At 68.6% G+C, this 12,173-nt stretch carries 11 protein-coding genes; 5 read left to right on the top strand and 6 right to left on the bottom strand.

All coding sequences use genetic code 11. The annotated features are described in order from the left end of the window. Positions 1 to 38: 38 nt before the first annotated feature. Complete coding sequence (locus tag JWS14_RS21095) at positions 39 to 1,064, bottom strand: LacI family DNA-binding transcriptional regulator (protein WP_206014267.1); 1,026 nt, start codon at positions 1,062 to 1,064, stop codon at positions 39 to 41. Positions 1,065 to 1,227: 163 nt separating this feature from the next. Here JWS14_RS21095 and JWS14_RS21090 point away from each other — a divergent pair, with 163 nt between their 5' ends. Continuing rightward, a complete protein-coding gene (locus tag JWS14_RS21090; protein WP_206014266.1) occupies positions 1,228 to 2,655 on the top strand; it encodes a purine-cytosine permease family protein in 1,428 nt (475 codons plus the stop codon). 59 nt (positions 2,656 to 2,714) lie between these two features. Beyond that, on the top strand, positions 2,715 to 3,833 hold the full coding sequence (locus tag JWS14_RS21085; RefSeq protein ID WP_206014265.1) for a C45 family autoproteolytic acyltransferase/hydrolase: 1,119 nt from the start codon (positions 2,715 to 2,717) through the stop codon (positions 3,831 to 3,833). A 57-nt stretch (positions 3,834 to 3,890) separates the two neighbouring features. Here JWS14_RS21085 and JWS14_RS21080 read toward each other — a convergent pair whose 3' ends face one another. The 4 genes from JWS14_RS21080 to JWS14_RS21065 all read right to left on the bottom strand — a co-directional run bounded on the left by JWS14_RS21080 (position 3,891) and on the right by JWS14_RS21065 (position 7,927). Beyond that, complete coding sequence (locus JWS14_RS21080; RefSeq protein WP_072943589.1) at positions 3,891 to 4,541, bottom strand: GntR family transcriptional regulator; 651 nt, start codon at positions 4,539 to 4,541, stop codon at positions 3,891 to 3,893. Between the two features lie 116 nt (positions 4,542 to 4,657). Further along, on the bottom strand, positions 4,658 to 5,650 hold the full coding sequence (locus tag JWS14_RS21075) for a transketolase family protein (RefSeq protein ID WP_206014264.1): 993 nt from the start codon (positions 5,648 to 5,650) through the stop codon (positions 4,658 to 4,660). A 1-nt stretch (position 5,651) separates the two neighbouring features. Beyond that, positions 5,652 to 6,539 carry a transketolase gene (locus tag JWS14_RS21070; RefSeq protein ID WP_072943593.1) on the bottom strand — a complete coding sequence of 296 codons (888 nt, stop codon included), beginning with the start codon at positions 6,537 to 6,539 and terminating at the stop codon, positions 5,652 to 5,654. Continuing rightward, the gene (locus JWS14_RS21065; RefSeq protein ID WP_072943595.1) at positions 6,536 to 7,927 is read right to left on the bottom strand and encodes an MFS transporter; all 1,392 of its coding nucleotides are present in this window, start codon (positions 7,925 to 7,927) and stop codon (positions 6,536 to 6,538) included. The genes JWS14_RS21070 and JWS14_RS21065 overlap by 4 nt, the downstream gene beginning before the upstream one ends. 238 nt (positions 7,928 to 8,165) lie before the next feature. Between JWS14_RS21065 and JWS14_RS21060 the strand changes: the two genes are divergently transcribed. From JWS14_RS21060 to JWS14_RS21050, 3 genes are all read left to right on the top strand, one after another. Continuing rightward, a complete protein-coding gene (locus JWS14_RS21060) occupies positions 8,166 to 8,939 on the top strand; it encodes an SDR family NAD(P)-dependent oxidoreductase (protein ID WP_072943597.1) in 774 nt (257 codons plus the stop codon). A 145-nt stretch (positions 8,940 to 9,084) separates the two neighbouring features. Further along, positions 9,085 to 9,507: a YciI family protein gene (locus tag JWS14_RS21055; RefSeq protein ID WP_072943599.1), complete on the top strand. Its 423-nt coding sequence runs from the start codon at positions 9,085 to 9,087 to the stop codon at positions 9,505 to 9,507. After that, on the top strand, positions 9,480 to 10,808 hold the full coding sequence (locus JWS14_RS21050; RefSeq protein WP_206014263.1) for an RNA polymerase sigma factor: 1,329 nt from the start codon (positions 9,480 to 9,482) through the stop codon (positions 10,806 to 10,808). The genes JWS14_RS21055 and JWS14_RS21050 overlap by 28 nt, the downstream gene beginning before the upstream one ends. Here the strand turns inward: JWS14_RS21050 and acmB are convergent. Continuing rightward, positions 10,788 to 11,990, bottom strand: coding sequence for a methyl acetate hydrolase AcmB (gene acmB / locus JWS14_RS21045; protein ID WP_095865603.1), 1,203 nt, complete (start codon positions 11,988 to 11,990; stop codon positions 10,788 to 10,790). The two genes, JWS14_RS21050 and acmB, sit on opposite strands and share 21 nt — an antisense overlap. Between the last annotated feature and the right edge of the window lie 183 nt (positions 11,991 to 12,173).

Below are 12,173 nucleotides of genomic sequence, written 5' to 3'. Positions count from 1 at the left end.
ATGGCGTGCCCACAAGGATATCGCTGCCATCGGTCGAATCATGACGTCCGGGTGGAGTTCCGCACGATGAGGCGTCCGTGGAGTTTCCCCGGCGGCACGGGCCGGTCGAGGTTGTCGAGGCGGTTGACGAGCTGTGTGACGGCAACGCGGGCAAGGAGTTCGGGCTGCAGGTCCACCGAGGTGATGGGGGGCGTCGCGGATCGGGTGTGCTCCGAGTCGGAGCCGCCGACGATCTGGACGTCGCCGGGAACGTCGAGTCCGCGTTCCCGGGCTCGTGCGAGCACTCCGGCCGCGTGCCTGCCGGTGAGGCAGTACACCGCGTCGGGCGGGTCGCTGCGGTCGAAGAGTTCGTCCGCGGCGTCGCGGCCGCCGGCCTCCCCGGTGGTCTCGGGCCGGTGGGCGACCAGCGGGTCCTGACCGCGCGTCTCCGCCCAGGCGCGGTAGGCGGCCTCGGCGCCGAGGTTCCACGAATTGGGGTCGGTTCCGGCGACGAGGGCCACCCGCGTGGCGCCCGCTTCGTCGAGGTGCCGCAGCACCAGGTCGGTCATGAGTTCGGTGTCGGTGTCGATCCAATTTTCGTACTCGGCCCGCGCCGGATCTTTGCCGACGGACAGGAACGGCACGCCTTCCCCGAGGAGCATCTCGATGAGGGGATCGTCGGTGACGGGTTCCGTGATCAGGAACCCGTCGCAGGCGAGGGCGGCGGCCGGTGACTCTTCGCGCGTCGGGTCCGACACCAGCATGAGTCCGTATCCGAAGTCCATCGCGGCCAGCGCCGCCGAACCCGCGAACCGCAGGAAGTAGTCGACGCCCTCGGGGAGCGAAGAATCCAGCGTCTCGAGGGGCCGGAGCACGAGGGCGAGGATGCCGAGACGGTTGCTGCGCAGCCCCCTCGCCACCACATCCGGCCGGTAGCCCAGGGACTTCGCGGTCGCGCGGACCCGCTCCCGCGTCGCGGCGGCGACGACCCCTTTGCCGCTGAACGTGTGCGACACCGTGGTGGTCGACACCCCGGCGTGCCGTGCCACGTCGGCGATGGTGGGTCGCGATCGTTTCTCCGTCACCAGATCAGGCTACCAACTGTCCGACCTGCACCAAATCGATTTGTAAATTGGTTTCTCACACTCTTGTCCAAATCGATTTGGTTCCGTACGGTGACCCGGGTCACGCCAGATCGGCGATTGCGCCGCCAGCCGCACATCCGTGCTCGTCTACCCGGAGGACCCCATGGCATCGACTCGAGCAGACTCCCGCGCGGCGAAACCCGGCACGACGCCGCCGGCCGACCGTGCCGGGCAGGTGGAGACGCACGGCATCGACTTCATCCCCGACGGCGAGCGACACGGCCGCGCCCGGGACCTGTTCGCGGTGTGGGCGGCGCCCAACGTGAGCTACCTGGCCCTGGTCGTCGGCGGCGCACTGATCCTGATGGGCCTGTCGTTCTGGCAGGCGCTCGCGGTGATCGTGGTCGGCAACCTGTTCTCGATCCTCACCGGGATCGTCGCCGCCAGCGGACCGGCGTCGGGCACACCCAGCGAGGTAATCACCCGGGCGATCTTCGGCATCCGCGGCAATCGGGTGAACATCCTCGTGACCAGCTGGTTCATCAGCGTCTGCTACCTGGCGCTGAACTGGGCGGCCGCGTCGTACACGGCGTTCCGGCTCCTCGAACGGTTCGGCATCCACGCGACCACCCCGGTGAAGGTCGTCGTCATCCTGGCGATCGCCGCCGCCACGCTGGCCATCGGTGTGTACGGGCACGCGACGATCGTGCGGCTCTACCAGCCGCTGGCCGTCGTGCTGATCCTGATCTTCGTGGTGATGGCCGGCTACGTCCTCGGGAACGCCGACTGGGGTTACCAGCCGGCGGAGGCGCTCCACGGGATCGGGCTGTGGGCGACGGTGGCCGCGGGTGTTTCCATCGTGGCGTCGGCTCCGCTGTCCTACACCAACAGCGCGGACTTCGCCCGCTACCTGCCGGCGACCACGTCGCCGGTGTCGGTCACCGTCTGGACGGCACTCGGCGCGTTCGTCCCCAGCGTGTTGTTCACCGCGCTCGGCGCACTCGCCGGCACCGGACTCGACATGGCCGACCCGCAGATCGCACTCGAGGCCATCCTCCCGTCCTGGTTCACGCCGATCTTCCTACTCGCCGTCATCGTCGGCACCATCGCCAACAACGCGATGACCGCCTACAGTTCCGGGCTCGCGCTGCAATCGGTCGGCCTGCGCCTGCGTCGCTCGCGCAGCGTCCTCCTCGACGGCTCGATGGGCGTCGCCATGACGCTGTACGCCCTGCTCGTCTCCAACTTCCTCGACACCGTCAGCAACATGATGCAGCTCGTCGTGACCGTGATGGGTCCCGTGATGGCCGTCTACGTCGCCGACGTCCTGTGGCGCCGCAACCGCTACGACGGCCTCGGGCTCGGCGACGAAACCAGCAGCAGCCCCTACTGGTACACCGGCGGGATCAACTGGGCGGGAACGGTCGCCGTCTTCACCGGCATCGCCGCGGCCGCGCTCTGCGTCGCCGCCCCGGTCTACACCGGACCCGTCGCGAACGCGGTCGGCGGCGTCGACCTGTCGTTGCCGGTCGGTTTGCTCGTGTCCGCGGCGCTGTACGTCGTGCTGATGCGCTCGTACCGAACCCGCTGACCCTCTGTGATCAATTGCTCCACAGCTTTATTCACACCATCTGGATAACGAGGACGATCATGACCGACTCCACCACTGCCCGCCCTCACGTCTGCGTCGACGACACCCGGCCGCGCGAACGCGGTGTCGCCCGCGGCACGCAGCTGCGCACCGACCTGCCCGCGTCCGTGGAACTGTATCTGCGCCTGTTCGATACGGTCGGCGTGAGCGAGAACCGCACCCGCGACAGCGCGCACCGACTCGCGGATGTCCTGGGGGCGTGGGGTCCCCGGTATCTCGAGGAGATCGAGGGCATCGCTGCCGGCGCCGGGCTCGAACCCTGGCACGTCATGGCACTGAACGGTCGCACGGAGATCCTGTCCCAGGCCACCGCGGCCCGCCCCGGCGAGTGCTCCACCATCGCCTACGCACCCGCGGATCGCGCGTCGGCGCCGTTCGGGATTCAAACCTGGGACTGGCATCAGGAACTCGACCCGTACTGGCACACCCATCAGGTGCGCGGAACCCGCCACGCCTACGTCGGGCTGACCGAGCACGGCATCCTCGGCAAGATCGGGATGAACAGTGCGGGCCTCGGCGTGTTCTTCAACATCCTCGGCCACCGCGACGACGCACCGGCCGGGGTGCCCGTGCACATCCTGTCGGCGGCGGTCCTCGGTGAAGCCGGAACCGTCGGCGAGGCCCTCGATCTGCTGCGCTCGGCGCCGATCGCAACCTCGGGCGCGCTGACGCTGATCGACCCCGACACCGTCGCGTGCGCCGAGGTCAGCCCCGTCGGCGTCGCCGCCCTGCACCCGACGGACGGATTCCTGACGCACACCAACCACTTTCTCGACCCGGCCAACGCCGCCCGCGAGAAGGCCGGCCTGTACGAGCCCGACTCCCAGGACCGCTACGGGCTGATCGCCTCCCGGCAGCAGCGGTACGCGGCGCCTGCCGTCGCCGATCACCTCGTCGAGTACCTGTACTCCGATCCGGGGCAGCCCCAGCTGTGCTGCGTCCCCGCCCCGGACGCGGTCTTCGGTCAGCGCTGGGCCACCCTGTCGACGGTGCTGCTCGAACCCGAGCACCGGCGGGCCCGCATCCTCCCCGGCACGCCGCTCGACGCCCGCCGACGGTCGTGGACCACCCTCGACGCCCCCGCCCCCGCGCCCGCACCCGCGTTCGTGGCCGGGTGACGCCGGGTACGTGAGCGGCAAAGCGTGCTCCCGCACTCTTTGCCACTCACGTGGGGGTCAGGCAACCAGGTTCGCCGAGGCCCAGTCCATGTGCGTCTGAATCGCTTTGGCCGCTTCGTCGGCGTCGCCGGTTTCGATGGCGTCGACGATGGCGCTGTGCCGGCCGACGTCCATGTTGCCGACGGCGCGGTCGAGGCCGGCGAACATGATCGACATCCGGATGGATCCCTCGAGAGAGATCCAGGAGTGCAGGAGTGTGTCGTTGCCGGTCAGCGAGCACATGGTGCGGTGGAAGTTCAGGTCGGCCTCGATGCGAGCCTCGAGGACCGCGGTGTCCATGACGTCGAGGGCAGCGCGCAGTTCCGCGATGGCGGTGGTGCGGTCGGCCAGGCCGGCGAGTTCCCGGACCGCCAGTGCCTCGAGGGCGGCGCGGACAGCGAAGATGTCGCGGATCTCCTTGGAATCGAGGTGCCGCACGTACAGGCGACCCCGCGCACCGGCGGAGATCAAGCCCTCTTGCTGGAGTTGCCGCATCGCCTCGCGGAGCGTGCCGCGGCTGATCTGCAGCATCTCGGACAGTTCCGTCTCCACGAGCGGGCTGCTCGGCGCCAGTTCCCCACTGGTGATCGCGACCCGCAGGGCGGCGACGGCCTGCTGACGGAGGCTGGTCTTCTCCAGCCCGAGCAGTGCGGCGGGTTGTCCGGCCATGGGTGCCTCCGTGGGGTCGGCGATCAACTGTCGACAGCAACCTGTTGACAGCAACCTGTTGACAGCCATCGTACGGCCCTCGCCCCCGGACCCGCGGCGAGGGCCGTACGTGCAGGTCATCCCAGTTCGTCCAGCACCTTGGCGACGATCCGGTCGGTGCTCAGGCCGTACCGATCGTGCAGGGTGGGCAGGGCGCCGGCGTCGAGAAACTCGTCCGGGAGGGCGATCGGCACGACACGCTTGCCGAGTCCGGCCGTGACGACGGCGGCCGCGACGGTTTCGAAGAGTCCGCCGATCACGGTGTGGTTCTCCAGCGTGACCACCAGGCGGTCGGTGTCGATCTCGGCCAGGACGGTCGCGGCATCGAACGGTTTGATCGTCGGCGTGTGCACGACCGCGACGTCGACGTTGTGCCCGGCCAGCCGATCGGCGGCCTGCAGCGCGCGCATCGTCATCAGCCCGCTGGTGACGAAGACGACGTCGTTGCCGCCGCGGAGCACCTTCGCCTTGCCCAGCTCGAACGTGTAGTCGTACTCGTCGAGCACGGTCGCGACCTTCCCCCGCAGCAACCGCAGGTACGTGGGACCGTCGGACGCGGCGAGTTGCGGGACGGCCTGCTCGATGTCGATCGAGTCGCACGGGTCGACGATGGTGAGGTTGGGGATGCCCCGGAAGATGGCCATGTCCTCGGTGGCCTGGTGGCTGGGCCCGTATCCGGTGGTCAGGCCGGGGAGGCCGCCGATGATGTTGACGTTGAGGTTCGGTTCGGCGATGTCGAGGCACAGGAAGTCGTAGGCGCGGCGTGCGGCGAACACCGAGTACGTGGACGCGAACGGCACGAGGCCGGTCTCGGCCATCCCGGCGGCGGCTCCGAGCAGAAGCTGCTCGGCCATCCCCATCTGGAAGAAGCGGTCGGGGAACTCCTGCGCAAAGATGTGCATGTCGGTGTATTTGGCGAGGTCGGCGGACAGCCCGACGATCTTGTCGTTCTCCCGGGCAGCCTTCACGAGGGCGTGCCCGAACGGTGCGGACGTGGTCTTCTGGCCGTCGTCGACGAACGAGGCGATCATGGCCGACGTCTTGAGCTTCGGCTTGCTGGCGGTGGTCATGTCAGGCGTCCTTGTTGTCGAAGCCGGCGGTGAGCTGGTCGCGGCAGATCTGCCACTCGTGTTCGTCGATGCGCATGAAGTGCGCCTTCTCCCGGGACTCGAGCAGGGGCACACCCTTCCCGACGCGGGTGTCGCAGAGAATGATCGACGGTTTGCCGTCGGATTCGGCGGCGGCGTTGTCGAACGCGCGCACCAGCGCGGTGACGTCGTTGCCGTCGACGCGTTCGACGTGCCACCCACAGGCCGCCCACTTGTCGTGGACGGGTTCGGTGCTCAGCACCGTGGAGGTCGCACCGTCGGCCTGGAGGGCGTTGATGTCGACCATCGCGGTGAGATTGCCGAGCCGGTGGTGGTGGGCGCCCATGGCCGCCTCCCACGTCGAGCCCTCGTCGAGTTCGCCGTCGGACAGGAAGTTGAAGACGCGGGCGGTGGAGTGCTGGTGGCGCAGCCCGAGCGCCATCCCGACCGCGATGGTGAGGCCGTGGCCGAGGGAGCCGCCGGAAATTTCCATGCCGGGGGTGTACGTGGACATCGCCGACATCGGCAGCCGGGAGTCGTCGGAGCCGTACGTCTGCAGTTCGCTGCGGGGGATGATTCCGGCCTCGGCGAGTGCGGCGTAGAGGCCGATCGCGTAGTGGCCGGTGGAGAGCAGGAACCGGTCGCGGCCTTCCCACGCGGGATCGTCGGCGCGGTACCGCAGTCGGTCGGCGTAGACGGTGGCGAAGATGTCGGCGGCCCCGAGCGCCTGCCCGACGTATCCCTGGCCCTGTTCCTCACCCATGTCGATGACGTTGTGCCGCATGCGGTACGCGAACTGCTCGACGGTCGCGATGCGCGACGCTTCACTGGTCGTGTCTTCGGCCGCGGTGGTGGCGGTTGTGATGGTCACAGGAGTTCCTTTTCCTTGCGGATCGTGGGCGTGGTGCCGGTCGACGTCGGCGCGTCGGCGCTTTTGGAATCGGCGCGCTCCGCGGCCTCGGCGGCGAGGCGACGTTCGGTGGGTCCCCAGGTCTCCCTGGTGATCAATGCCGCCCACAGTCCGATCAGGGCGTACGTGCTGAACAGCAGCGCGGGGCCCCACCAGCCGAAGGAGACGAACAGCAGCGTGGTGACGAAGGGCGTGAAGCCGGAGACCATCGCCGAGATCTGGTAGGCGAGGGACGCTCCCGAGGCACGGCGCGAGGCGTCGAAGAGTTCGGGGAACCACGCACCCTGCGCTCCCGCCAGCGAGTTCTGGCAGACGCCGTAGGAGATCACGATGGTGGCGATGATCAGGACGAAGAGACCGGTGTTGACCAGAAGGAACATCGGAATTCCGAACAGTGCGGCAAAGGCGCAGGACGCAATGTAGAGGGGGCGTCGTCCGATGCGGTCGGTGAGCCGGGCCCAGGCGACGGTGGCGAAGATGCCGATCGCGGACGCGATGCACAGGGCGACGAGGGTTTCGGACTTTCCGGCGAGACCCTGGTTGTGCAGGTACGAGATCATGTACGTGATCGACACCGCGTAGCCCGCCGTCTCGGCGACTCGAAGACCGATGCCGCGCAGGATGTTTCGCCAGTCGTATTTGATGGATTCGAGCACCGGCGACTTGACGATGTCGCCTTCGTTCTTGACGTCCTCGAAGACCGGGGACTCGGGCACCTTCGACCTGATGACCAGGCCGACCATGACCAGGACGATGCTGGCGAGGAACGGCACCCGCCAGGCCCAGTCGCCGCCGAGGTGCACGCTGAACAGGAACACCAGATTCGCCAGCAGCAGCCCGACGGGGAAGCCGGCCTGCACGATGCCGGTGAACTTGCCCTTGGATTTCCAGGGGGCGTGCTCGTAGCTCATCAGGATCGCGCCGCCCCATTCGGCGCCGAAGGCGAGGCCTTGGATGACACGGACGAGAACCAGCAGCACCGGCGCGATCAGCCCCACCTGCGAATAGGTGGGCAGCAGGCCGATCGCGAAGGTCGCGAGACCCATCGCGATCAGCGACGCCACCAGCACCGGCTTGCGGCCCAGCTTGTCGCCGAGGTGCCCACCGAGCACGCCGCCGAGCGGGCGCGCTGCGAAGCCGACACCGAGCGTCGCGAACGCCGCGAGTGTTCCGGTGACCGGATCCGCGCCGGGAAAGAAGGCCGTACCGAAGTACAGCGCCGCGGCGGTGCCGAACCCGATGAAGTCGTAGGTCTCGATGACGGCACCCACGGAGGAGCCGATCGCTACGCGCCTGGCGTCCTTCGTGCCATGGACAGGACCTCGCATCCTGAGTGTTTCGGTACTCATGGGGACTCCTCTTCGGGCTGCCGGTTTCTACGATTGCCGCGGATTTGTTGACTGTCAACAGTGCGGTGTTCACAGTGTGATCCGAGCCACGTTCATCTGTCAACCGTTATCCGACGACGGTTGACTGTTAACAGTTGATCGATTTACTGTGGTGGCAGTCACCTACCGCGTCGTCGACCGGCTTCCTGCACTCCACCGCAGGCCGGGACCCGCGATCCCAGCTACACGAGGAGCGATCATGTCGTCCATCCAGCGCACCGCCGTCATCACCGGCGCCACGTCCGAGCGCGGTATCGGTCTCGCCACCGCCCGCCGCTACGCCGAAGAGGGCTGGGCGATCGTCGTTCTCGACCTCGACGGCGAGAAGTCCGCGAAGGCCGCCGCCGAGATCGGGAACGAGTTCGGCGTCCCCGCGTTCGGTCACGACATCGATGTCGCCGACGAGCAGTCGGTCCAGCGGGCGCACGACGCCGTCGCCGCCGAGGTCGCCGGCGGAAACCTCCCGGCCGTGGGGGCGCTCGCGAACATCGCCGGCATCACGTCGCCGGTGCCGTTCCTCGAGACCACGCTCGAACTGTGGAACAAGGTGATGGCGGTCAACGCCACCGGCACCTACCTGGTCACCCGCGCGTTCCTGCCCGCGATGATGGACAACGGGTGGGGCCGCATCGTGAACATGTCGTCGGTCTCCGCCCAGCGCGGAGGCGGCGTCTTCGGGAAGGTTCCGTACTCGTCCGCGAAGGCCGCGGTCCTCGGTTTCACCAAGTCCCTCGCGCGGGAACTGGGCGACAGCGGGGTCACCGTCAACGCCGTCACCCCGGGTGCGGTCGACACCAGCATCCGGGTCGGCAGCACCGCCGAGCAGGAGGCCGCGCTCTGCCGCGACATTCCCCTCGGCCGGGTCGCGACCACCACCGAGGTGGCGGCGGTCATCACCTTCCTGTCCTCCCAGGACGCCGCGTACCTCACCGGCACCACCGTCGACATCAACGGCGGCAGCCACCTGCACTGACCGGATACGTGAGTGGCAAAGAGTGCGGGAGCACTCTTTGCCGCTCACGTGAAGGTTTTTTGAAGGTGTGTCGATCCATGCCACCCCCCGTTCGACCTGAGGATGAGAAGGTCCAAGAGGGCCCCGACATCCAAGGAGACGAACCATGAAGTACATGCTGATCATGCGCGCCACGGACGAGACCTTCGCGGCATTCCAGGACGCCGACTTCGGCGAGATCATGGACGCGATGGGCAAGTTCAACGACGAGATGATCCGGGCGGGTGTGCTGCTCGCCGCCGAGGGCCTGGACCCCGACCCCGAATCGGGTGTCGTGGTCGACTACTCCTCCGAGACTCCGGTGGTGACCGACGGCCCCTACGGTGAGACGAAGGAGTTGTTCGGCGGCTTCTGGATGCTCAACGTGGCATCGAAGGAGGAGGCCGTGGAGTGGGCGAAGCGTGCCCCGATGGCCGGTCCCGGTTCGAAGGCGGAGATCCGCCGGGTCACCACGATCGACGAGTTCCCGCAGGACAACGAGTGGATTCAGAAGGAGCGGGCGTGGCGCGAAGAGACCGGCCAGCTCTGAGCGGGTCGGCGGGCGGCGGCCACACCGGGCGTGAGGCCGTCGCCGCCGTCTGGCGGATCGAGTCGGCGCGGATCGTCGGTGCGCTCGCCCGGTACACCGGCGATTTCGCGCTGGCCGAGGACCTCGGTCAGGAGGCGCTGGCGGAGGCACTCGTGAGCTGGCCACGCGACGGCATTCCCCACAACCCGGCGGGATGGTTGCTCACCGTCGGCCGCCGCCGCGCGATCGACGCGTTCCGTCGGCGCGCCGCCCTCGACGAGCGGTACGCCGTCCTCGCCCACGAACTGGGCGAGGGCGGCGCCGTCTCGGGTCCCGCGCCCGCCGATGCGGCCCGCGGCACCGGCGACGTGCTGTGGGATCCGGACCAGATCGACGACGACATCCTGGCGTTGATGTTCATCTCCTGCCACCCTGTGTTGTCGCGGGAGGCGAGGGTGGCGCTCACGCTGCGGGTGGTCGGCGGTCTGACTAGCGACGAGATCGCGAAGGTGTTCCTCGTCCCGACCGCGACTGTGCAGGCCCGGATCACCCGGGCGAAGAAGACGCTCGGCGCGGCCCGGGTGCCGTTCGAGGTGCCGCCCGCCGGGGAGCGGGCCGAGCGGCTCGGCTCGGTGCTGAGCGTGATCTACCTGATCTTCACGGAAGGGTCGTCGGCCAGCTCCGGCGGCGACCTGATCCGCGTCGACCTGGCGAGCGAGGCGCAGCGCCTCGCCCGGGTGCTGACCCGGCTCGTACCCGACGAGCCCGAGGTCCACGGCCTGCTCGCGCTGCTCGAGCTGACCGCGGCGCGGTTCCCGGCCCGCACCGGGGCGGACGGTGAGCCGGTGCTGCTCGAGCAGCAGGACCGCCACCGATGGGACCGTTCCGCGATCCGGCGTGGACGAGCCGCCCTCGCCCGCGCCGAACAGGTCGGCCGGGGCCTGGGCGCCTACGGCCTGCAGGCGGTGATCGCCGAATGCCATGCCGTCGCGCCGTCGGTCGACGCGACGAACTGGGAGCGGATCGTCCTCGTCTACGAGGCACTCGGCCGGCTGGCGCCGTCACCGGTGGTCGACCTCAACCGGGCGGTGGCGGTGTCCATGGCCCAGGGACCGGCCGCGGCGCTGCCGATCGTGGACGAACTGGTGGCCGCGCAGGCGCTGTCGAACTCGCACCTGCTGCCCAGTGTTCGCGGCGAACTGCTCACCCGCCCGGGACGCACCGGCGAGGCGCGGACCGAACTCGAGCTCGCTGTGACGCTGTGCGGCAACGAGCGCGAGCGGACCGTGCTCGAACGGAAACTATCCGACCTGGACGGGTGACGCGAGCGGGGCGTGCCGGTAGGCCGCCGTCTCGAAGTCCAGGTAGCCGCCGAACGAGACGGGGTCGGCGAACGGCAGGATCTGTGTGGCCCAGTACCCGGCGATTCCGGTGCGACGATCGATCCAGTAGTACGAGTTTGCGAGCCCCGCCCACCCGAGTGACCCCCGCGGACGGCCGGTGGGTGCGTCCTCCTCGTTCACCATGAACGTGTACGCCCACGACTTACGCTGTCCGGGAAAGAATTCGGCGTCGTTCGTGAGGGACGGAATCACGGCCGGCAGCATCCCGACCTCCTGACCCTCCAGACCGTTGCACACGGCCGCCTGCACGGTGTCGGCCCGCAGTACTCGTCCACCGGGCGCGTCGCCGTCGTTCAGCCACATCCGCAGGAACTTCAGGTAGTCGCCGACCGTCGAGTACAGGCCGTGCCCGCCCATGTGGATTTCCGGGTCCTGCGGGAGCACCAGATCCAGTGGGGTGAGCCGGCCGTCCTCCTCGCGCTGGTGGATCGTCGCGCGCCGGGCCGCCATCGACCCGGTCAGGGTGAACGACGTGTCACGCATGTCGAGCGGTGCGAAGACCCGCTCGGCCATCACCTCACCGAGTCGCTTGCCGCGGATCGCCTCGACCACCTGACCGGCCCAGTCGATGTTCGTCCCGTACTGCCACTTGGTGCCCGGATCGAACAGCAACGGCGTCTTCAGCGACGCCCTGCTCGCCGTGATCACGCTGGGCTGGTCGTGTTCCACCCCCAGCCGGTTGTAGGTCTCGTCGAAGAAGGCGTATCCGAACCCGGCGGTGTGCAGCAACAGCATCCGGGTGGTGATGTCGCGTTTCGGGGCCCGCAGCACCGGGTCGCCGTGGTCGTCGAATCCCTCGATGACCTGGATGTCGCCGAGTTCGGGAACGTACTCGCGGGCGGGCGCGTCGAGGTCGAGCAGCCCTTCTTCGGCGCACTGCAGCACCGTGGTCCCGGTGATCGCCTTGGTGGTGGAGAAGATCGCGAAGACGGTGTCGGTGGTCATCGGTTCGCCATCCGCGACCGACCGCACGCCGGCCGCACCCTCGAACACCGTCCGGTCGCGGTCGGTCACCATCGCGACCACTCCGGGTACCCGTGGCGCATCGTCCGCGGTGACGTCGTCGAGAACCTTGCCGAGCGCGGCATTGAGATCGGACATTCCACTCTCCTGTCGTGTCTGTGGTCACTGGCGGAAAGTGACGCTAGGACCGACGGGAGGGTAATGACGTCTCTGTTCGGCAGGGCACGTCTCGGTTCGGCACTATCCGGTGGCGGGCGTCACAGTCGCGGCGCGACCGGCACACGGAAAGGCCCCCGGCTGCCGTGGGCAACCGGGGGGCCG

This window comes from Rhodococcus koreensis (genome assembly GCF_017068375.1).
In the GTDB taxonomy this organism is placed as follows: Bacteria; Actinomycetota; Actinomycetes; order Mycobacteriales; family Mycobacteriaceae; genus Rhodococcus_F; species Rhodococcus_F koreensis.
The sequence above is the reverse complement of the archived record's forward strand: the minus strand, read 5'-3'. Positions and strand labels throughout refer to the sequence as shown.

Excerpts from the sequence above, each read along its gene's own strand:
- JWS14_RS21060 (WP_072943597.1), top strand. The coding sequence starts at position 8,166 with ATGTCGTCCATCCAGCGCACCGCCGTCATCACCGGCGCCACGTCCGAG.
- acmB (WP_095865603.1), bottom strand. The coding sequence starts at position 11,990 with ATGTCCGATCTCAATGCCGCGCTCGGCAAGGTTCTCGACGACGTCACC.
- JWS14_RS21065 (WP_072943595.1), bottom strand. The coding sequence starts at position 7,927 with ATGAGTACCGAAACACTCAGGATGCGAGGTCCTGTCCATGGCACGAAG.
- JWS14_RS21075 (WP_206014264.1), bottom strand. The coding sequence starts at position 5,650 with ATGACCACCGCCAGCAAGCCGAAGCTCAAGACGTCGGCCATGATCGCC.
- JWS14_RS21080 (WP_072943589.1), bottom strand. The coding sequence starts at position 4,541 with ATGGCCGGACAACCCGCCGCACTGCTCGGGCTGGAGAAGACCAGCCTC.
- JWS14_RS21085 (WP_206014265.1), top strand. The coding sequence starts at position 2,715 with ATGACCGACTCCACCACTGCCCGCCCTCACGTCTGCGTCGACGACACC.
- JWS14_RS21055 (WP_072943599.1), top strand. The coding sequence starts at position 9,085 with ATGAAGTACATGCTGATCATGCGCGCCACGGACGAGACCTTCGCGGCA.
- JWS14_RS21090 (WP_206014266.1), top strand. The coding sequence starts at position 1,228 with ATGGCATCGACTCGAGCAGACTCCCGCGCGGCGAAACCCGGCACGACG.